The organism is Nostoc piscinale CENA21, assembly GCF_001298445.1.
Taxonomy (GTDB): domain Bacteria; phylum Cyanobacteriota; class Cyanobacteriia; order Cyanobacteriales; family Nostocaceae; genus Nostoc_B; species Nostoc_B piscinale_A.
In genome coordinates, this window is record NZ_CP012036.1 from 2284000 (window position 1) to 2304967 (window position 20968).

General features: G+C 43.0%; 15 protein-coding genes and 2 pseudogenes. 10 read left to right on the forward strand and 7 right to left on the reverse strand.

What is annotated here, in order from left to right; genetic code table 11:
• Window positions 1-114: 114 nt before the first annotated feature.
• Window positions 115-1782, forward strand: a complete 1668-nt coding sequence (locus ACX27_RS10010) for a SpoIID/LytB domain-containing protein (protein WP_062291582.1) — start codon at window positions 115-117, stop codon at window positions 1780-1782.
• A 185-nt stretch (window positions 1783-1967) separates the two neighbouring features.
• Here the strand turns inward: ACX27_RS10010 and ACX27_RS10015 are convergent, their stop codons facing one another.
• Window positions 1968-2267: a ferredoxin gene (locus tag ACX27_RS10015; protein WP_062291585.1), complete on the reverse strand. Its 300-nt coding sequence runs from the start codon at window positions 2265-2267 to the stop codon at window positions 1968-1970.
• Window positions 2268-2666: 399 nt separating this feature from the next.
• Window positions 2667-2966, reverse strand: a complete 300-nt coding sequence (locus ACX27_RS10020; protein WP_062291588.1) for a ferredoxin — start codon at window positions 2964-2966, stop codon at window positions 2667-2669.
• 294 nt (window positions 2967-3260) lie between these two features.
• Here ACX27_RS10020 and ACX27_RS10025 point away from each other — a divergent pair, with 294 nt between their 5' ends.
• From ACX27_RS10025 to ACX27_RS10040, 4 genes are all read left to right on the forward strand, one after another.
• Window positions 3261-4235, forward strand: coding sequence for a Gfo/Idh/MocA family protein (locus ACX27_RS10025; RefSeq protein ID WP_062291591.1), 975 nt, complete (start codon window positions 3261-3263; stop codon window positions 4233-4235).
• 5 nt (window positions 4236-4240) lie between these two features.
• Entirely contained in the window at window positions 4241-5011 is a 771-nt protein-coding gene (map, locus tag ACX27_RS10030; RefSeq protein ID WP_062298259.1) for a type I methionyl aminopeptidase, read from the forward strand.
• A 239-nt stretch (window positions 5012-5250) separates the two neighbouring features.
• A complete protein-coding gene (locus ACX27_RS10035; RefSeq protein WP_062291594.1) occupies window positions 5251-5541 on the forward strand; it encodes a putative quinol monooxygenase in 291 nt (96 codons plus the stop codon).
• Window positions 5542-5586: 45 nt separating this feature from the next.
• Window positions 5587-6261, forward strand: a complete 675-nt coding sequence (locus tag ACX27_RS10040) for a type 1 glutamine amidotransferase domain-containing protein (protein WP_062291597.1) — start codon at window positions 5587-5589, stop codon at window positions 6259-6261.
• Window positions 6262-6316: 55 nt separating this feature from the next.
• Here ACX27_RS10040 and ACX27_RS10045 read toward each other — a convergent pair whose 3' ends face one another.
• Both ACX27_RS10045 and ACX27_RS10050 read right to left on the reverse strand, forming a co-directional pair.
• Window positions 6317-7795 (reverse strand): adenylate/guanylate cyclase domain-containing protein, encoded by a 1479-nt coding sequence (locus tag ACX27_RS10045; RefSeq protein ID WP_062291599.1) that lies wholly within the window; start codon window positions 7793-7795, stop codon window positions 6317-6319.
• Entirely contained in the window at window positions 7792-8799 is a 1008-nt protein-coding gene (locus ACX27_RS10050; protein WP_062291602.1) for a putative pterin-binding protein, read from the reverse strand. Before ACX27_RS10050 ends, ACX27_RS10045 begins: the two co-directional genes overlap by 4 nt.
• A 347-nt stretch (window positions 8800-9146) precedes the next feature.
• On the opposite strand from ACX27_RS10050, the pseudogene pruA reads away from it, so the two are divergent.
• Window positions 9147-12126: pseudogene (pruA, locus tag ACX27_RS10055) on the forward strand (L-glutamate gamma-semialdehyde dehydrogenase).
• A gap of 205 nt (window positions 12127-12331) precedes the next feature.
• Here pruA and ACX27_RS10060 read toward each other — a convergent pair.
• The gene (locus tag ACX27_RS10060) at window positions 12332-12547 is read right to left on the reverse strand and encodes a hypothetical protein (RefSeq protein ID WP_062291607.1); all 216 of its coding nucleotides are present in this window, start codon (window positions 12545-12547) and stop codon (window positions 12332-12334) included.
• Between the two features lie 168 nt (window positions 12548-12715).
• On the opposite strand from ACX27_RS10060, the gene ACX27_RS10065 reads away from it, so the two are divergent.
• The gene (locus tag ACX27_RS10065) at window positions 12716-15625 is read left to right on the forward strand and encodes an NB-ARC domain-containing protein (RefSeq protein WP_062291611.1); all 2910 of its coding nucleotides are present in this window, start codon (window positions 12716-12718) and stop codon (window positions 15623-15625) included.
• Here ACX27_RS10065 and ACX27_RS10070 read toward each other — a convergent pair.
• Window positions 15616-16571, reverse strand: a pseudogene (locus tag ACX27_RS10070) (UvrD-helicase domain-containing protein); the annotation flags it as partial. The gene ACX27_RS10065 and the pseudogene ACX27_RS10070 sit on opposite strands and share 10 nt — an antisense overlap.
• Before the next feature lie 93 nt (window positions 16572-16664).
• Here ACX27_RS10070 and ACX27_RS35255 point away from each other — a divergent pair.
• Both ACX27_RS35255 and ACX27_RS35260 read left to right on the forward strand, forming a co-directional pair.
• A complete protein-coding gene (locus ACX27_RS35255) occupies window positions 16665-17666 on the forward strand; it encodes a glycosyltransferase family 39 protein (protein ID WP_335337784.1) in 1002 nt (333 codons plus the stop codon).
• Window positions 17667-17952: 286 nt separating this feature from the next.
• Window positions 17953-18369: a hypothetical protein gene (locus ACX27_RS35260; RefSeq protein WP_335337785.1), complete on the forward strand. Its 417-nt coding sequence runs from the start codon at window positions 17953-17955 to the stop codon at window positions 18367-18369.
• Between the two features lie 235 nt (window positions 18370-18604).
• Here the strand turns inward: ACX27_RS35260 and ACX27_RS10080 are convergent, their stop codons facing one another.
• On the reverse strand, window positions 18605-19696 hold the full coding sequence (locus ACX27_RS10080) for a RuBisCO accumulation factor 1 (protein ID WP_062291614.1): 1092 nt from the start codon (window positions 19694-19696) through the stop codon (window positions 18605-18607).
• Between the two features lie 242 nt (window positions 19697-19938).
• On the opposite strand from ACX27_RS10080, the gene ACX27_RS10085 reads away from it, so the two are divergent.
• The gene (locus ACX27_RS10085; RefSeq protein WP_062291617.1) at window positions 19939-20895 is read left to right on the forward strand and encodes a response regulator; all 957 of its coding nucleotides are present in this window, start codon (window positions 19939-19941) and stop codon (window positions 20893-20895) included.
• Window positions 20896-20968: the final 73 nt, after the last annotated feature.

Consider the following 20968-nt stretch of genomic DNA (forward strand, 5'->3'; position numbering starts at 1 on the left):
AGGAGTTGATCCAACTAATTCTGTTCTGCGCCTATAGATAAATCATAGTCGTTATGACTTTGATTTGCAAGTGATTTAGGTAGCTAAATTGGTAATGGTACTATTGGAGCGTTCATGCGACAAAACCACTACGCTACAAAGCAAATGGTAACTCTGCCTCGACGCAATACAAAAAGGCAGAATCAAGTCAAAGTAGAATTTTCGTTTTGGCGTTTGTCTTACACAGTAGTAACGACATTTTGCCTATTGGGGCTGACAGCCGCATCCGGGCCGGGAAGCAACAGCCAAGATGTAGAGTTAAGAGTCGGAATTGTCCAGAGATTTGGCGAAAAATCCACAGCCAAGCTGCAATTAGAACCGACAAAAGGCGATCGCTTGCGGTTAAGCTTTCCCCTAGGCAACAAGCAACAGACCATAGTCACCGACAAACCTGTAAAATTAGAAACAGTGATGCAAGCTGTGGCTAAACCTGTAGTTCAGGAAGTAGTGGTTTTAGGGACATACCGTACCTTTGAAACAGCAGAAGACAGTGCCAACAAATGGCGTTCTCAAGGGATAGCAGTAGAAATTGCCCAGCCAGAACGCTGGCAAGTTTGGGCCAAGCGGGATGTTTACAGCACAGCTTTATTGCGTCGCTTGCTATTTGATAACTTGCAAAAGTCTGGCGCAAAAATGGCATATATCGATACTCAAGTGCTGAAAGAAGTGCCGAAAGTAAGTTGGTTAGTGAATGGCAAACGTTACAGCCCGATGAACTTAGCCATCAGCGCCGATAAAAACTTAATTCGCATCAACAAAGGTGAAAAATCGGGAACTGGCCGTGTGTACGCGGGGCGAATGGCATTACAACCCAATGCTTACGGCACATATACATTAGTGAATGAAGTATCTTTAGAAACTTATTTGCGTGGTGTTGTTCCCAACGAAATTGGTTCAAATGCGCCCAAAGCAGGCTTAGAAGCCCAAGCAATTTTAGCCCGTACCTACGCTTTAAGAAATTTGCGGAGATTTGCTGTTGATAACTATCAATTATGTGCTGATACCCACTGTCAAGTTTATTATGGGCTGAGTGGGGCAACTAGCAAAACAGATCAAGCGATCGCTGCTACTAGAGGCATGGTAGTAACTTATAACAACCAATTAATTGATGCCTTGTATTCTTCTACAACCGGTGGTGTCACAGCCTTTTTTAGTGATGTCTGGAATGGGGAAGACCGTCCTTATTTAAAACCAGTAGTCGATGCGCCGATTAATTTTTGGGACTTATCACAACAGAGTTTGGCTGATGAAGAGAACTTCCGCAAATTTATTAACATGAAGCAAGGCTTCAATGAAAGCAACTGGGATGTGTTTCGCTGGAATAAAGAAACTTCCCTGGAAGATATTGCCAAAGATTTACAAAAATTCTTGCGCGTCAAAAACAGCCCCTACGCTAAATTTAAAACAATTGAAGCGATCGCAGTCACTAAGCGTAGTCATAGTGGGCGTATCCTAGATTTAGCAGTCAAAACCGATATCGGCGTATTTACCCTACACAAAGACGAAGTACGCAGTGCCTTTGCTGCACCTGTGAGTACATTGTTTTACTTACAACCTTTAAATAAAGGCAAAGCCGAATTATGGGGTTACGCATTTATTGGTGGGGGACTGGGACATGGTGTCGGCTTGAGTCAGACTGGCGCACAAAACTTAGCCAAACTGGGTTGGGAAACATCCAAAATTCTCCAGTTTTACTATCCAGGGACAAAAATTCAAATCTTCAACGACAACATTAAGTTGTAAACAGTGCTGAGTCAGATCAGCTCACACTCTAATGACTGAAGCCAGAAAACGAAAAATGAAGGTTTGGTAGAAGGGTGTAAGAGTGTAGGGGGTATGGGGTGTATGTATCTAAAGCCCTTACACCCCATACCCTTATACCTCTACACCCAATCTCCACATAGAAACTTTGTGCGTAAATCCGCTATTTAGTAGAGGTCTTCTTCTTTGTGAGTTTGGATTGTAACGTCAGAGGTAGGATAAGCTACACAAGTTAGTACATATCCAGCTTCGATTTGATCGTCATCTAAAAAGGATTGGTCTCCCTGGTCAACAGTACCACTGACCAACTTACCTGCACAGGTGGAGCAAGCACCAGCACGGCAAGAGTAAGGTAAATCCAGACCAGCTTCTTCAGCAGCGTCTAAAATATATTCATCATCAGGAACATCAATTACGTTGCTTGTACCTTCAGCTTCATTGATCAGGGTAACTTTGTAAGTTGCCATTTCAGTATTCCTCTCTTTTATAAACGGCAGTATAAGTTATGCTAAAGCGAGACTTACGGCTTAACTTATAAGATTAGCCGCGCATGAAAATTTACTTCAATTCTGATACTACGGGAAAAATTAAACTATGTAACAGGAAATCTAACGCGATTAGTAATGAAATTTAGTTAGATCAAAATTATAAGTTTCATTTATGACTATCAACCCATAGGTCAAAACTAGAACTCATGACTTTGCTGTATGGCGAATGGCAACAATAGCTAATGAAAAAACAGGAACGCACTTTTTGATTTGGGTACATTCCTGCTAATTTTTACTTGCTCTGATACTCAAGTCTTGACGTTGCAGTTACACATCTCACTTAAATAAATAACCTGTAAAGATTGTTAGAACCTAACCTTAGTAAAGGTCTTCTTCTTTGTGAGTTTCGATTGTACAGTCAGAGGTGGGATAAGCTACACAAGTCAGGACATAGCCCTTTTCGATTTGATCATCATCCAAGAAAGACTGATCAGACTGGTCAACAGTACCAGAAACAAGTTTACCTGCACAGGTGGAGCAAGCACCAGCACGGCAAGAGTAAGGTAAATCTAAACCTTTGTCTTCAGCAATATCTAGAATATATTCATCATCAGGAACTTCAATTTCGGTTTTGTTACCTTCTTGATCTACCAGTGTAACTTTATAAATGGTTGCCATTTCAGTATTCCTCTCTTTTGTAAACGGCAGGATAAGTTATGCTAAAGCAGTACTTACGGCTTAACTTATAGGATTAGCCGGTCGTGAAAATTTACTTCAATTCTGATACTACGGGAAAAACTAAACCTTGTAACTGGAAATCCAACGCGATTAGTAATGAAATTTAGTTACATCAAAATAATAAGTTTCATTTATACTTGGCAACAAGAATAGGGGCGTGGAGAGTACGGATATTCAAGATGCAAGGGCTGGAAAATCATGTATAATTCAGAGGCAGTTTTGGGACAAGCATAAGTGCGCGTCGGCTTGGTAGGTACTGGGTATGCAGCAAAACTCAGGGCAGAAGCACTGCTGCAAGATGAGCGATCGCATCTCGTCGCAGTGGTTGGTCATACCCCAGAAACAACAGAAATTTTCGCAAAAGAATATCAAACCTTAGCTTTAAATTCTTGGCAAGAGTTAGTAGCGCGGGAAGATGTGGATATGGTAGTGATATCCACAGTGAATCGAGATCATGGAGCGATCGCCCGTGCTGCCCTGACCCACGGTAAGCATGTAGTTGTAGAATATCCTCTAGCGGTTGATTTCACAGAAGCTAAGGAAATCATCGCCTTGGCCAAAGCCCAAAAGAAATTGCTGCATGTGGAACATATAGAACTTTTGGGTGGCTTACACCAAGCTTTAAAACAAAACTTAGAACAAGTAGGGGATGTGTTTTATGTGCGCTACAGCACTATCAATCCTCAAAATCCAGCACCGCGCAAGTGGACTTATAATCATGAATTATTTGGATTTCCGTTGATTGGGGCAATTTCTCGGTTGCATCGCCTGATTGATTTGTTTGGCGAAGTCTTTACAGTTAACTGTCATCAGCGATATTGGGCAGTAGAATCAGAGTACTACCAAACTTGTATGTGTGTGAGTCAACTGTGCTTTCATAGTGGACTGTTAGCACAAGTAATTTACGGCAAAGGTGAAACAATTTGGCAGCCAGAGCGCAAATTTGAGGTTCACGGCGAAAAAGGCGGTTTAATTTTTGATGGTAATACTGGCTACTTAATTAAATCGGGAGAAACCACAGCCATAGATGTGGGAACACGCCGGGGTTTGTTTGCCAAAGATACGACTATGGTCTTAGACCATTTGTTTGCAGGTACTCCCTTGTATGTCACTCCTGAAGCAAGTTTATACACGCTCAAGGTGGCAGATGCTGTCCAAAGAGCCGCAAACTCAGGGTTAACTATATTTTTGAATGATGCTTTAGATTAATGCCCATGAAAACTGAAACAATCGTCATTTTATCCTCAAGAGAAATAGAAAAAATGCGTCGGGCAGGACGCTTGGCGGCTAAACTTCTAGAGCATCTGGAACCACTAGTGAAACCTGGGGTAAGTACACTGGAACTCAACGATGAAGCTGAACGTTGGACACAAGCTCACGGTGCTAAAAGCGCACCCCTTGGTTATAAAGGTTTTCCCAAATCAATCTGCACGAGTGTGAATGAGGTCATCTGTCACGGCATTCCCAATGCTAAACAAATCCTCAAAGACGGTGACATTATTAATATTGATGTTACGCCGATTGTAGATGGGTATCACGGTGATACATCAAAAACATTTATTGTTGGTAATGCTGCTGCTAAAACGCAAAAGTTGGTAGAAGTAACTCAAGAGTGCCTATATCGTGGGATTGCAGAAGTCAAACCAGGCGCAAAGGTTGGGGATATTGGCGCAGCAATTCAAGAATATGCAGAGTCTGAGGGTTTTTCTGTGGTGCGGGATTTTGTCGGACATGGCATTAGTAATATTTTCCATACAGCGCCTGATATACCCCATTATGGGACTCGTGGTAAAGGGAAGCGTCTGAGACCTGGAATGGTATTTACGATTGAGCCGATGATTAACGAAGGCGCTTGGGAAGTAGAAATGTTGAGTGATGGGTGGACGGCTGTAACGCGCGATCGCAAATTGTCGGCTCAATTTGAGCATACAATTGCAGTCACAGAAGATGGTGTAGAAATTCTGACTTTACCTGAAGCTGAGTAAAAAACTAACAGTTACAGTGTTCCTTAAAGTTTATTCCGTTCAATACTCTAAATAAGGATTTTATACGGAAAACGATAACTGTTTCGCAAGCTGCTAGGGTGTTAGTATGCTTGTCTGGCAAGAGAGCAGTAATACCGTTTCACTTTAAGTTTGATACAAATAGGCCGCAGGGGGGCAGGGGGAAAGAATGAAAAACCCATAAATTTGTATCATTTTTTTTTGTGAAACGGTATAGGCACATGGAAAAAATCATGATCGTGAAATGGAGAATTAAGGAGTCGGAAAGCTCGCGGATCTTGAAATTGCTACCGGAGCTTGCTGAGAAGACCAGATTGGAGGAAGGCAATATTTCCTACATGATTTATCAGTCGGAAAACGATCCTTGCGAACTCATTCTTTGCGAACACTACACCGACACCGCTGCCGCAGAATCTCACAGGCAATCAGAACACTATAAAAGAATCGTTGCAGAAGAGATCATCCCCTATCTTGAAAGCCGCGAGGTGATATCGGTGAAGAAGCTTGTTTAAAGCTTTGTCCCGAACCGAACCAAACAACCACATTCAGGAGAAACTATGTCAAAGAAGATTCTTATTATCGTGTCGAACGCGTGCGTTATTGGCCCGAACAACCGCAGGACAGGAAATTTCCTGCCGGAGGTCGCACATCCTTATGCTGAATTCGACAGAGCAAAATACCAAATTGATTTTGCAAGTCTCACCGGAGATACACCGTTTCTGGATGCGCTCAATCTTGCTGACGACCCTGATAACTTAGCCTTCTTGGTAGGAAAAGGGTGGGACTCAATGCAGAAAGCGAAAAAGCTCTCAGATGTAGACGTTAGCCAGTACGATGCCATTTTTATGCCTGGCGGTTTAGCACCGATGGTCGATATGCCTGAGCATCCACTCCTCAAAAAGGTTGTGAAAGAGACGTACGAGCGGGGTGCTGTTGTTGGGGCTGTTTGTCACGGCCCAGTCTCGTTGCTGAACGTCAAGTTGAGTGATGGCACCTATCTGCTCGCTGGGAAGAATATCAGTTCATTTACAAACGACGAGGAAGAAAACTACGCAAAAGCTGATGTGCCTTTCGAGTTGGAAACGGCGCTTACCCAACAAGGCGCACTCTTCCACAAGACGGCACCCTGGCAGGCATTCAGCATCGTCGATGGAAATCTTGTCACCGGACAGAATCCTGCTTCTGCCAAAGGTGTTGCAGAGAAAATGATCGCACTCTTGGAGTCTGCATAACAATTGCGGTGCAACGAATTGAATGAAGCCGCTGGTGCTGAATTCAAAGAGAATATCAGATCAGAACAGTTGGTGTAACCAAAAGAAGTTCGTAAACAGCGATCGCTTCATCTTTACCTTTTAACTTTACTGCTTGATCCACCAATTTGAATGAGAATAAATCTGGTTGAGATAAACTCTCAATCACTGCTTCTGTTACCAAAATTTTGCAGCCATATTGTTTAGTTAAGCCTTCAATGCGTGAGGCAATGTTCACAGCATCACCGATGACTGTAGAATCAATGCGGCCAGTAAATCCGACTGTTCCCATGACTACTTCGCCGCGATGCAAGCCAATGCCAATGTTAATTTTGGGGAGTTTTTTTTGCATACGTTCTTGATTAAACTGATCTAGAGCTTGGTGCATTAAAATTGCTGCTTTGAGTGCGCCATCAGTGTTGTCATCATCAAATAATGCCATGACAGCATCGCCAATATATTTATCAATAAATCCACCTGAACGATCAATTACTTGCCCAATACAAGCTAGGTAGTCATTCAAAAATGTAAATATCTCTATTGGTGTCATCATTTCTGAGATGGAAGTGTAACCGCGAATGTCACAGAATAAAATTGTGATGTGGCGTATGACTGCGATACCTACCTCAATATTTTCGATGCCTTGGGGTGCGATCGCTAAAATAAATTTATTCGGCACAAATAATTCAAATGATGCTAGAGTCTTCTGCAATTTATGAAATGAACTTTGCAATGCAGCAGACATCTCATTAAAGGAATTTGCTAATGCACCAATTTCATCGGCGTTGGTAATTTCGGCGCGGTGTTGCAAATCCCCGGATGCAATTTGAGCCGCACTGGTTTGCAAGCGCCGGATAGGGTTACTCAAGCGTCGCGCCAGAATATATGCACAAACCAAACTCACCACAAGGCTAATAAAACCGACTATTAAGGCTTTATTCACTGCATTAGCGACAGCCAAGTTAACCTGACGTAGAGAAACACCGATGCGTAACGTGCCGATTTTGTCCCCTGATAATTTGTAAATTGTCGAAGCAACTTCAATAATGCGATCGCCACGTTTAGCCCTGATATGATTGCCAAAGTTGATATCTGTTAATGCAAATGTTTCAATTAAGTTAGACTTTGGAGATGCTTTCTGGGCGGCATCACTTACTTTTAATGGCACAATATCGGGGATGTATTGTCCTTGTAAATATTCTGGGTAGGCAGCAATAATTTGATTTTCTAGCCGCGCATCCGACACTAAAATATACACAAAATCTGCGTTTTCTCGCAGCATCACATTTAAGTTGAGGCGCATTTGACTCCAGTTGCGCTCTTCTAAGTGATTCGCAAAGGTAGATGTTCCTAACACCCTAGATACAAATCTAGCTTCATTTAATTTCTGCTCTCGGTAAAGGGTATTTTCAGTTTTCGCCCATACCAAAACAATTGCACCTACTAACGCCACATTTAATAATGTCGTTGCAGTGATGATTCGAGTCCGAATCGAGCGGAAACTAAATAATTTCATGGTGTAGTAGTTAATTCTTCTACAAATGTTACCCAGCGCGACTGGCTGATTCTCTCCGGACATTGAGAACTAAAAGCTAAAGTTAGGGGGCCTCCCATCTTGGCGGGAATCAATTCGCGGTTTTCTCCCCAACGGGTAACGAGTAAAATATCACACTTGCTTAAGTCTTGAGTCGCCAACCGCACGGGAGCATCTTCATAAAACGGTGCTTTACCCCGAATGATTACTCCTCCCTGGGCGGGTAATGGTTCTTTGAGACTAGTAAAAACATCACGCAGTCTAACTCCATAAAGTTTGACTTTGCCACTAGGCCAAGAAATGCGATAACCAACTGTTTGCTCTAAAGTAACTTGCGGTAATTGATCTAAGGTAGCTAAGTTAACTTGATGTTTGCCCACATGCAATAAACCTGGTTCAGTCCCGACTATGATATGACTGACATAAAACGCCCAATTGGTGGCATCGTACTTTTGTTTTAGCTGGGGATACTGAGTATAGGGAAAGACCAAATAAAATGGCCCGCCTTGAGCGCGGGCGATTGGTTTGTTATTTTTAGCGATCGCTAGTGTAATTGGATATTGCCATAAATCTTTGAGGCTGAGGGTAGTGTAGTAAGAATCAAAGGAAACAAAAGTTACATCTGTGACATGACTGGCGACAGCAAACTGTTGTAAAAGTACCGCTACAGGCACACCCCGAAAATCAAAAATCTCGTTAGAATGCAGGATGTCTAGAGGATCAGTTGTTTTGACATGATTGGTTGCTAAAGTTTGTAACTGCTGCCAATTGAACTTTAAAGATTTGCCAGTAGTCGTTTCACCTTGAATAACCAAATCCCACTGACGTTGCTGTGCTTTTTTAGTGTTATTTGCAACAATTTCCGCATTGCGTGCGATTGCTTCGTTGCGCCATACTTCCAGTTGTTTATCTGTTGGCTGGTTGGTACAACCTCCTTGACAGATAACTGCGATGGTTAAAGGTGTTAAGGCTAAGTTTTTCCACATTATTTAAGTGCTGAGTGCTGAGAATTACCCCCAGCGATTAGAAATCGCGGCTATACAGGCAAAACCCGCCTGCGCGGGTTAAAACCTTGATTTTTTATTAGTCCGCGCAGGCGGACTTAGTTTGTGTAGCCGCGACTTCCAGTCGCCCATGTGAAAAATATAAATGGGGTAATACTGTTTTACACTGTGTGTCAAAATGTCTCAGAAAAATTTAACTATCCTAAGTTTCTATAGCTGTAGCCAGACTCAAGACTCAGCACTTTGCTACAACCAAAATTCAAGAGTCACAATAGAAGACGCGGACTGTCTACAAACAGTTATGCACTAAATTAAGGAGATTATTATCTGTGGTATTACAAGTACAAACCAGCATCTACGAACCTAAAACCCAGGAAATTGCTAAACAACTGTTAAGTGCTACTCAAGAAAATCGCTCGTTTTTAGCTTCCTTGCGTGACCAAATGCGCTGGGATGATAAATTACTCGCTTGGGCGATGAGTAATCCTGGTTTACGGGTGCAGCTTTTTCGCTTTATTGATACTCTGCCAGCGTTACGCAGTAAGCCAGAAATTGCCGCACATTTACAAGAATATTTAGGCGATGAAACTGTCGAATTACCAGCCGCCCTCAAGGGGATGTTAAATTTTGCTAACCCTGATTCCATGCCGGGACAAGTGGCGGCTACAACTGTCTCGACGGCGGTTGAGACTTTAGCACATAAATATATTTCTGGTGAAAATATTAAACAAGTCATCAAAACAGTTGAACGTCTGCGGAAAGAAAAAATGGCGTTCACGATTGATTTACTTGGTGAAGCTGTCATTACAGAAGTAGAGGCGCAGTCTTATTTAGAACGCTATCAAGAATTAATTGCACAGTTGGTAGAAGCATCAAAAAATTGGACGCATATTCCGGCAATTGATGAAGCGGATGGCGAAAGGCTACCAAAAGTCCAAGTTTCTGTGAAATTAACGGCGTTTTATTCGCAATTTGACCCTTTAGATGCTAAAGGTAGTGAAGAAAGAGTTAGCGATCGCATTCGTAATTTATTACGTTATGCCAAAGAGTTAGGCGCAGCTATTCATTTTGATATGGAACAGTATGCCTATAAAGACTTAACTCTGAATATTTTGCAAAAGTTATTGTTAGAAGATGAGTTTCGCCAACGCACAGATATCGGTGTGACAATCCAAGCATACTTGCGTGACAGTGAGCAAGATGCCAGAAATGTGATTGCATGGTTGAAGCAGCGCGGTTATCCTTTGACAATTCGCTTGGTAAAGGGTGCTTATTGGGATCAGGAAACTATCAAAGCAGCCCAGAAGCATTGGCCGCAGCCTGTTTACAATGACAAGGTAGCGACAGATGCGAATTTTGAAGCGATCACCCAGTTGTTGCTAGAAAATCATCAATATGTATATGCTGCTATTGGTAGTCATAACGTGCGATCGCAAGCACGGGCAATTGCTATAGCGGAAAGTTTGCAGGTTCCCCGCCGTTGTTTTGAAATGCAAGTTTTGTATGGAATGGGGGATAAGTTAGCTAAGGCTTTGGTGGATAAGGGATATCGGGTGAGGGTTTATTGTCCTTACGGGGAATTATTGCCGGGGATGGCGTATCTGATTCGGCGGTTGTTGGAGAATACGGCGAATAGTTCGTTTTTGCGGCAGAATTTAGAGAATCGGCCTGTGGAGGAGTTACTAGCACCTCCAGAGATATCTCACGCAGAGGCGCGGAGGCGCGGAGAGGAAGATAAGGGTTTTGTTGGGGCGGCGGATACTGATTATGCGGAGGAGGAGAGAAGGAAAAAGGCAGCGCAGGCTTTTGCGGGTGTGCGTCGGGAGTTTGGCAAGAGTTATTTACCGTTAATTAATGGGGAGTATGTGAATACTCTTGATGTGATTGATTCTGTTAATCCTTCTAATTACAGTCAGGTGATTGGTAAGGTTGGCTTGATTAGTGTGGAACAGGCGCAACAGGCGATGGACGCGGCGAAGGCGGCGTTTCCTGGGTGGAGGAAAACGCCTGTCAAGCAACGCGCTGATATTTTACGCAAGGCGGGGGATTTGCTGGAACAACGCCGCGCAGAGATGTCGGCTTGGATAGTTTTAGAGGTGGGTAAGCCTGTTAAGGAAGCTGATGCAGAGGTTTCGGAGGCGATAGATTTTTGTCGCTACTATGCTGATGAGATGGAGCGGTTATATCAAGGTATTAATTATGACGTACCTGGAGAAACTAATCGTTATATCTACCAGCCACGAGGAATTGCGGTAGTGATTTCGCCGTGGAATTTCCCGTTAGCGATCGCCTGTGGAATGACTGTAGCTGCTTTGGTTACGGGTAATTGTACGCTGCTCAAACCTGCGGAAACATCTTCAATTATTACTGCCAAACTCACAGAAATTTTAGTTGAGGCGGGGATTCCCAAGGGTGTTTTTCAATACGTGCCTGGTAAGGGTTCGCAAGTTGGGGCGTATTTGGTGAGTCACCCTGATACTCATGTGATTGCTTTTACGGGTTCTCAAGAAGTGGGCTGTCGCATTTACGCAGAGGCGGCTACCCTTAAGCCTATGCAAAGACACATGAAGCGAGTTATTGCAGAGATGGGTGGTAAGAATGCCATCATTGTAGATGAAAGTGCTGATTTAGATCAGGCGGTTGTCGGCGTTGTGCAGTCAGCTTTTGGTTACAGTGGGCAGAAATGCTCGGCTTGTTCGCGGGTGGTGGTTGTGGAATCAATCTACGATACTTTTGTGGCGAGGTTGGTTGAGGCGACAAAATCCTTGAATATTGGCGAGGCTGAGTTACCCAGTACGCAGGTAGGGCCTGTGATTGATGCTAACGCCCGCGATCGCATCCGCGAGTATATTGAAAAGGGTAAGGCAGAAGCAAAGTTAGCCCTAGAGTTACCATCGCCAGCCCAAGGTTATTTTATCGGCCCGGTGATTTTCAGCGAAGTCCCACCCGATGGGATTATTGCCCAACAAGAAATATTTGGCCCTGTGTTGGCTGTAATTAAAGTGAGAGATTTTGCCGAAGCATTGCAAGTTGCTAACGGGACAAATTACGCCTTAACTGGCGGTTTGTATTCCCGTACACCTTCCCACATTCAGCAAGCGCAGGAAGAATTTGAAGTCGGCAACTTGTACATTAATAGGAATATTACGGGAGCGATCGTAGCTCGGCAACCCTTCGGCGGCTTCAAACTTTCGGGCGTAGGTTCCAAAGCAGGCGGCCCTGACTACTTGCTACAGTTCCTCGAACCGCGCACAATTACAGAAAACATCCAACGCCAAGGTTTTGCACCCACTCGAAGGTGCAGAGTAAGGCTAATTTGTAATTAGGAAAGTTCAATTTCATCTCAATACTTTTCCGATTAAAGTTGCATTTCCCTCGATTTAGATCCCCCCGCCTAGGGCGACCCCCTTTTTAAGGGGGTAAAAGAGAATTGTTCATTAGCCCCTCTTTTTTAGGGGGGTTGGGGGGATCTTCAAAATCTTAAAAAGTTAACCTAACCATATTGCTCACTTTCTTATTCTTCCGTGTCCTCTCTGGTTGATTTCTTCTCTTGCAAACTGCGAAATTTAACCAACACCGGGATATACTGTTGAATCATCCACATTAACGCCTCAAGAGATGAGTTGCCTTGGTCAATGCGGACTTTAGCTTGCAAGCCAATTAAGAATAGTTGCATTGCCAACAATAAAGCAATAGTTTTACCGATAATATCTTGACCCTTACGTTGCATGAGTTTGTACCCCAAAGATTTGATAGATACAGGTTCGCTTTGGGGTCGTGTCCTGAAGCAAACACCCCAAACTCGCCGAAAATGCTATAAAATCAGGACTTAATTAGCTTGGGGTAGTCGTTTTAAATTAAGGTAGCCCCAAACTTTCTGCTTAACTTTTGGGATGCAATGGCGCGACCACCTAGTAAAGGCCCGGAAATTCAAAAGCGAGTCAAGCGTCTATTAGAGGCGTTGCTTTGTTTCGTTGCTGGGGAAATTGAAGAAGATAACTTGAAGATTGAGTACGACTGGAAAGAAGAAGACAGTGTTAACCCCAAGCTGACGATAAAAACAACCCTCGTAACGTTGGAGTTGCTGACGCAAAAAGACGAACATCCCGGTAAGTTAACTAAAACCCAAATTCGAGAAGCACTGAACTTACTCAAAGATTTTGTCAAAATTCTGGAAGATAACCGTATTCAAACCAAGGGTTCCGATGATTGGCACTTTACTTTAAAGCTATGGTCGAGGGATAGAGAAAAGAATCTTAAACAGTTTGATGAGGTATGGGAAAAGAACAGACCAAATAAATCGAAATTAGCAAACTCTTCTCCAAACCTCTCCCCCTTAGATGTTCCCCCTTCCCTCGTAGGGAAGGGGGCTAGGGGGTTAGGTCAAATACAGATATTTCAAGCTCCACCTTTACCCACACACTTTGTAGAACGCCCAGAATACAGCGATGATTTAAAAACTCGCCTCCTCAGAGGTAATCAAACTTTAGTCATTACCGCTATTCACGGTTTGGGTTCTGTAGGTAAATCTACCTTAGCCGCAGCTTTAGCTTATGATGCAGAAATTCAAACGCAGTTTTGTGATGGCATATTATGGGCAACACTAGGTCAACAACCAGATGTCTTATCTTTGCTGAGTGGTTGGGTGCAAGCATTAGGAGACTATAGTTTTAAACCTACCAGTGTAGAAGCAACTGTCTCGCAATTGCGGACTTTGCTGTATGACAAAGCCGTGTTGCTGGTGGTAGATGATGCTTGGAATACGCAAGATGCCCAAGCGTTTAAGGTTGGTGGGGCGCGTTGTCAAGTTTTAGTAACCACCCGTGAAGGAGCAATTGCTGATGCTTTAGCCGCCAGCATCTACAACCTGGATATCATGACAGATACTCAGGCGATGGAACTGTTAAGAAAGAAATTAGGGCGGGAAATTACAGGTAAAGAGCGTTTATCTGCCGCAAATTTAGCCAAAGGCGTTGGTTATCTCCCCTTAGCATTGGAACTTGCAGCCGCCCAAGTTGCAGATGGTATAACTTGGGATGAACTATTGGCGGATATTCAGCTAGAGGTAGCCAGATTAAGAAGTTTTGACCGACCAGAAGCAGAAGAAATCACCGATGAGGCGAGTTTAAAACGCCTGAGTTTAACGGCATCATTAAACTTGAGTATTAAGCGAATGCCACCAATCAAACAGCAGCATTTTGCTTGGTTGGGGGTGTTACCCGAAGATGTCAATATTAATAAGATGATGGCGGCGACGCTGTGGGGAATAAATGAGCGTGAAGCTGCCAAGACATTGCAATATTTCCGCAATAAAGCATTGTTGTTAACAGGAGTACCGCTTGCTGATGGTACGCCTACCTATCGGTTGCATGACTTATTCCATGATTTAGCCTGTAATTTGTTAACTGCACCGTTATTAGAAAACCCCTCTCCAAACTCTGTACACACAAATCATCAGATCCCCCTAAATCCCCCTTCAAAAGGGGGACTTAAAGAAAATTTCCACCATTTTCAAGGGGGGCTAGGGGGGTTAGGTTTAAAGCTTGCTGATGCTCACGCTGTTTTCTTAGAGAAATATCGGCAAAAAACCCACAATAATTTATGGCATACCTTACCCAATGATGGTTACATTCATCAGCATTTAGTTTGGCATTTAGAAAAAGCAGCACAAATAGAACAAATTCACCAGTTATTGCGAGAAGAGTCGGCGACTGGCAATAATGGCTGGTATGAAGTGCGTGAGAAATTAGGGCAAACGGGCGGTTACATCACAGATATTTCTCGTGCTTGGGAATTAGCTGAAGCGAATTGGACTGAAGCAACTTTGCCTCAAATTGTAGGTTTGCAGTGTCGTTATGGTTTGATTACGGCTTCTTTGAATAGCTTGGCTGCTAATTTACCAGTAGAGTTGCTGGTGGCGTTAGTCAAAAACAACTTCTGGACTGCTGAACAAGGACTAGCTTATGCACTACAAAAACCAGAACCAGAAGAAAAAGTTAAAGCCATAGCAAAGTTAGTCAACTATCTACCGCCTAATTTAGAAAAACTAGCACTATCAGAAGCCCTGTCCGCCGCTCGGTCAATTCAGGATGAGAGGTATCGCGCCGATGCCCTGAGAGCCTTAGCCGGCAAACTGCCAGAGTTGTTACCAGAAGCCTTGTCCACCGCTCGGTCGATTCAGTCTGAGAGTTATCGCACCTTTGCCCTGAGAGCCATAGCTGACAAACTGCCACCTGAGTTGTTACCAGAAGCCCTGTCCGCCGCTCGGTCGATTCGGTCTGAGAAGTATTGTGCCGATGCCTTGAGAGCCATAGCCGACAAACTGCCACCTGAGTTGTTACCAGAAGCCCTGTCCACCGCTCGGTCGCTTCAGGATGAAAGCTATCGCGCCTGTGCCCTAAGAGCCATTGTCAACAAACTGCCACCTGAGTTGTTCCCAGAAGCTTTGTCCACTGCTCGGTCGATTCAGGATGAAAGCTATCGCGTCTCTGCTCTGAGAGCCATAGCCGACAAACTACCAGAGGTGTTACCAGAAGCCCTGTCCGCCGCTCGGTCGATTCAGTCTGAGAGTTCTCGTGCCTCTGCTCTGAAAGCCTTAGCCGACAAACTGCCACCTGAGTTATTACCAGAAGCCCTGTCCGCCGCTCGGTCGATTCAGTCTGAGAGTTATCGCGCCTCTGCCCTGAGTTCCTTAGCGTCTAGTCTGTCACAAATGCCATATGCTGAACTTTTGCCTCTTTGGCAAGAGACAATTCATTACTTATCTCTCCACACTCGCCCTAATTTACTATCCCCTCACCCCCCCTGATCATCTCTCGCCAAAATCTCTAACAACCGAGTTTGCAAAGGGCTAGAATCTTGGGCTTCGTCTTCAAAAACGGCAAAAACTTGGTTTTGTTCGATGCGACGGGCGCTGTCATTTTCTAATACGCGCAGGGCGGCGAGAATCATATCGTCGTAGTCGATGAAGTCGCGTGATCGCATTAAATTTTGGTATTGTTCGTACAATCCCGCCGCTATGCTTAAAATGGCATAATTATCGGAAGTTTGTTGACTCCAATTTTGTAGTTGTTCTGGCGATATTCCTGAACTTTTGGCTTCGTGAATCACCGTAGTTGCTAAGTCTGGTAAAACTTCAGTTCGCAGCACAGATTGACGACGCAATCTTTCTGTTTCTTCGCCGTCAAATTGCTGCCCTTCCAGTAAACGGAAGTATATTTCAGCATTATTGTTAATCCATTGTTCGACGGCTGTGCGAATTAAGCGATGGCTTTGACTAGGGGTAATTAATGTCAGATTTTCTAACTCTAAACCGGATAAATCAGGATAACGACTGGCTATATTCAGCGCCAAACCATGTAATGTGTAAACAGCAAAACCTGTTTGCGGTAAAGATAAATCGTCACGTAAATATTTCCGAATTTTCGCTTTAATATTGGCAGCCGCAGAACGAGTAAAGGTCACAACTACCAACTGACGGTGAACCGAGGAACGTGATTGCGCTAAACGTTCATACTGACGCGCGATCGCGATCGCCGCCGCCGCCGCCATTCCCGTCGATTTCCCCGCACCCGGAACCGCAGAAACCGCTAATGGCCCCGATTCCCAATCAGCCATCTGCTGTTGTCCTTGGCGTAAGCGTTGCGAATCGCCAATATTTTTTCGCGCAAAGACAAAACCTGCTGCGATGACTGAGATAATTCCGATGGAGCAGATTCTAAAGGCACAGTAGCAGTAAAGTTGGTATCTGACATATCACAATCTGAGGCTGAGAGAATAAAGTCTGAAATTTAATTATTTGGTCTGCTGTTTCCTACTTTTAACCAATGACCAATGACAAATTACAAATGACTAATAGTAGACATTATCTCGGTTTAATTGGGGCGATCGCCCTGGGTGCTATTTTGCGCTTTTGGCATTTAGATTTAAAACCTTTGTGGATGGATGAAGTGATTACTGCCATCTTTAGTTTAGGTAAAAATTATCATGATTTACCTTTAGATGTTTTATTTCCTTTACAACTTGTCCAGGAAATTTTTACTTTTCATCCTGGTGTCAGTTGTTCACAAATCGCCACTAATGTTGACACACAGTCTACCCACCCGCCTTTATTTTTCTGTGCGATGTATCGGTGGTTAAGTTGGATGACTCCTTTAGGAACAGAGTGGGTGACTAAATTGCGATCGCTTCCTGCTTTATTCGGTGTCGCTACAATCCCAGCGATATATTGCCTCAATCGCATTGCTTTTTCCAAGTCATCGGGAATTATCGCTGCTTTGGTGATGGCGACTTCCCCCTTTGCTGTCTACCTTTCCCAAGAAGCGAGACACTATACTGCGCCGATGTTTTTTATTACTTTATCGTTACTCGGCTTGATGCAAATTCAGCGAGATATCTTTGAGCGATCACGTTTCAGGTTTTGGGTTTGGTTATCTTGGACAATTGTGAATATTCTTGGTTTTTATGTCCACTATTTTTTTGCTTTCGCCTTGATTGCAGAAATTGCTACTTTAATATTTATAAGTTATCGATATCAACTTCATATTACAACTATCAAAAAAATCCGGCTATTTTTATTGATTTCTCTGACTACTATTGGCATTAGCTTTCTTCCTTTGTTATTGGTTATCTTCAATCATGCCCAGCGTACAGAAACAAATTGGTTGCCAAATCCTAACTACATTTCCCCCTTATATCAAACTTTAATTAACTGGATATTGATGCTAATTAATTTACCGGTAGAAAATCAATCTCTGCCCGTGGCAATTATTAATGTTTTAATCATGGTGTCTTTTTCTATTTGGACAGGACGTAAAGTTTTTCAAGGATTACGTTTTTTTATTATTTGATAATAATAATATCTCAACTATTACTCTGTTAGCTTTTACTATTGGCGTAGTTTTAGAATTTTTAATTATTATTTACGTTTCCAATAAAGATATTTCTGTAGTTCCCCGATATCACTTTATTTATTATCCCAGCTTTTGTGCTTTATTAGCAGCCGGGATTAATTACGCCAGAAAAAGTCGAACATCAATTTCGGTTTTCTTAACTATTAGTATTCTCAGCTGTATTTTTGTAATTTTTAACCTTGCTTTTCAAAAGCCTTTTCTACCAGAAAAAGTGGCTCAAAATATGAATTTAGATCCAACTATTCCAATAATGCTAGTTACTGGATATAGTAGTTATCAAAATGTCGCATTGGGGTTAAGTTTTGCTTTAGCTTTAGAACCGTTAAGAAATGCAAATAAATCGGATAATTTTGCTTTCGTTAATCAAAACTCGCCTGTAATTCCTTTTTGGCAAAAGCTTGCACAATTACCTATTCCCGATTCATCTCCACTAAACTTATGGATAGTCGCCCCTGGTTTGCGAAAAAGGGATTATCAACCACAAGTGAAGTTATCTAATGAGCAAATAATTTGTAATATCGATCCGACACAACATTATCGGATAGGTATTCCCTATCAACTTTATCGTTGTATAGCAGGAGGCGGAAGGCAGGAGGCAGAAGGTAAAAGTCTTACTATGTATCAAGAATTAAGTAAGTAAATATTAAGTAGGGTGTGTTACGGCTATACAATGATTTCGGAACTTCAGGGAGTGATAATTAGCCGTAACGTACCGTCTTTATCCGTGCGTTAAGCGTTGCTATAACGTAGCCTACAGTTGAATGTTTACTAATACCAAATCAATACGTAGAAGCATATAATTAGCCTGCTTTAAGCTTTGCAGTTGCCGATGGGCTTTGTTTGTATATCCCCAGACTTCCAGTCAGAAGGGTTTATTATTCATCAATTAACCAAGGCTCTTTAGTCACTTCTTCGTCCAAAATTTTCTTTGGACGCACAATGACAATTACTTTGCCCAAAATGGAAATATCTGGTTCAGTTTCTAACCATTGAATATCTAAATTACCGTTATTATCAATGACAAAATAGCTGGAATTGTCCCATTGTCTTTGAGCGCGATCAATAACTACTAGTACTTCTTCTCGCCTGTTTTGTGCCTGTGCCTGATTGGGCAGGCGATCGCTATCTGCTAATATCACTACTGGATCTTCAGCATTTAACAAGGCTTGCCAACCCGGTAGAGGAACCCATGCTTGTTCGCCAGCAAACTTGACTATTTGGAATGGTTCACTAGCTGTAATTAAAGGTACGGCTTGCAAATCTTGGGGTGTTAAGGGCAATTTCCCCACCACCGCTAAAATCCGTGGTAGTTCATCTTCAGAGTCAAAGCGGTAAAATGGCAGCAACGGAGCCGGACGCTTGGGAACAACGGTAAAATCCACTAACAGTTGCTCTAGTTGCTTCCTCGCAGAATCTGTTTGAGCAAAACGCAAGCCTTTAGCTATTAAACGCGATCGCTCTGCCAAATCAGAATTTTGCCGGGCTAATTTCCAGGCTTGGTAAGCCACCGCATCTCCCGCATCAGCTGAAAATCCTTCGGGTAAAGTACGTAACCAAGAATAATCTTTAATGGCCTTGGCTACTTCTCTCGCCCCATCAACATCAAGTTTATGTATAAAGGTTAATTCCGCTGCCGCCGCTCGTTCTTCTTGGGAGAGCAAGCGTAATTCGTATAAAACATCACTACCTCTTGTACTGTAGTGCGATCTCGCGGCTTCTGATGCCCTGGCTTTTTCTATAGAATTGTAAACTTGAGCGCCAACTACTACCTGATTTTGTTGAATTGGCTCAAATCCGGTGGCTTCAAAAATTTCTTGCGGATTATAGCCAGACTTTTGCAGAGTGGCGATCGCAATTCCCCATTCCACCCAATTACCTTGCTTTTGCCTGAGCTTACGCAGTAACTCCTGGGCGTTGTCATTTCCAGAGGTGTCAGGGTTTGGGGCATTGAGTGGTAAGTCAGTCATAACTGAGAGGAGAAACTTGAGCTAAATAAAACTACCGATACCTGATCGGCAAGTCTTATTCTAATCTTTAATAGCGGACTATCTCTCACTCTAGCACCAAACAAAATTATAGGTTATCAATAGTACACGCAAGTTATGGATTAGAACTGATCAGTACCTTCACGCAAGGCTGACGCACCATCTATCAACTAAGCTTGGTGTGGAATATAACACTATAGTGAATTATTTACAGGAATTATCTCATGGATAATCCCACGCAGGAATTAAATACAAGTCGTCGGCAAACAGCTACTTTAGAAAGAGCAAAAAAACTCAAAATATTAGTAGTGGATGATGAGCCAGATAATCTCGATTTACTGTATCGGACTTTTCGGCGCGACTTTCATGTTTTAAAAGCTGATAGCGGTATCAACGCCCTAGAAGTTTTGGCAGCAGAAGGCGAAGTGGCAGTCATTATCTCCGACCAAAGAATGCCGGAAATGAAGGGGACAGAGTTTCTGAGTAAAACTGTGCCGCAGTTTCCCGATACAGTCAGGATTATTCTGACGGGCTTTACTGATATTGAAGACTTGGTAGAAGCCATCAACGCTGGACAAGTCTATAAATATATCACCAAGCCTTGGGACCCTGGCGAACTGAAGGCGGTCGTCCAAAGAGCCGCAGAAACCTATGATTTGTTGAAGCAACGCACAGAAGAATTACGCCGCGCCAATGCTCAAATGGCGTTATTGTCTGTGTTAGTGCAAGTTACCCAAGCCGCAGATACTTTAGAATCCATGCTCAAACCCATTGCTACAGCCTTTAGTGATAGTTTTGCCACTGATGGCTGTATTTTGCAGTTAGTACAAGAAAATCAATTAGCTGGCGTTTCTGGCTCTCATAGCCGTGTTGGTACTACTCTCAACTGGCTAAATAAAGACCCCTTGGTAAACGAAGCGATCGCCACTAGCAAAGTCCAAGTCGCCTTAAATGTCGCTAAGGAACCTAAACTGGCTGGTGTATCCCACTATCAAGAAACTGGTGTGCAAGCACATTTAGTTATCCCAATTACCTACCGGAATGATATGTTAGGTGTGTTGTCACTCCAATGGCAACAACCTTGCTCTTTGCGAGAAGATGAACTGAACCTGATTAATTTATCAGCTCAATTAGTAGCGATCGCTCTCACTAGTAGTCGCTGCTATCAAGGAACTTTGTAGTTATTAGTCATTTGTCCTTTGTCTTTGGTCATTGGCTAATGACTAATGACTAATGACCAATGACTAATGACCA

Coding starts and splice junctions, on each gene's coding strand:
- ACX27_RS10010 (WP_062291582.1), top strand. CDS start 115: ATGCGACAAAACCACTACGCTACAAAGCAAATGGTAACTCTGCCTCGA.
- ACX27_RS10015 (WP_062291585.1), bottom strand. CDS start 2,267: ATGGCAACTTACAAAGTTACCCTGATCAATGAAGCTGAAGGTACAAGC.
- ACX27_RS10020 (WP_062291588.1), bottom strand. CDS start 2,966: ATGGCAACCATTTATAAAGTTACACTGGTAGATCAAGAAGGTAACAAA.
- map (WP_062298259.1), top strand. CDS start 4,241: ATGAAAACTGAAACAATCGTCATTTTATCCTCAAGAGAAATAGAAAAA.
- ACX27_RS10035 (WP_062291594.1), top strand. CDS start 5,251: ATGGAAAAAATCATGATCGTGAAATGGAGAATTAAGGAGTCGGAAAGC.
- ACX27_RS10040 (WP_062291597.1), top strand. CDS start 5,587: ATGTCAAAGAAGATTCTTATTATCGTGTCGAACGCGTGCGTTATTGGC.
- ACX27_RS10045 (WP_062291599.1), bottom strand. CDS start 7,795: ATGAAATTATTTAGTTTCCGCTCGATTCGGACTCGAATCATCACTGCA.
- ACX27_RS10050 (WP_062291602.1), bottom strand. CDS start 8,799: ATGTGGAAAAACTTAGCCTTAACACCTTTAACCATCGCAGTTATCTGT.
- ACX27_RS10060 (WP_062291607.1), bottom strand. CDS start 12,547: ATGCAACGTAAGGGTCAAGATATTATCGGTAAAACTATTGCTTTATTG.
- ACX27_RS10065 (WP_062291611.1), top strand. CDS start 12,716: ATGGCGCGACCACCTAGTAAAGGCCCGGAAATTCAAAAGCGAGTCAAG.
- ACX27_RS35255 (WP_335337784.1), top strand. CDS start 16,665: ATGACTAATAGTAGACATTATCTCGGTTTAATTGGGGCGATCGCCCTG.
- ACX27_RS35260 (WP_335337785.1), top strand. CDS start 17,953: ATGAATTTAGATCCAACTATTCCAATAATGCTAGTTACTGGATATAGT.
- ACX27_RS10080 (WP_062291614.1), bottom strand. CDS start 19,696: ATGACTGACTTACCACTCAATGCCCCAAACCCTGACACCTCTGGAAAT.
- ACX27_RS10085 (WP_062291617.1), top strand. CDS start 19,939: ATGGATAATCCCACGCAGGAATTAAATACAAGTCGTCGGCAAACAGCT.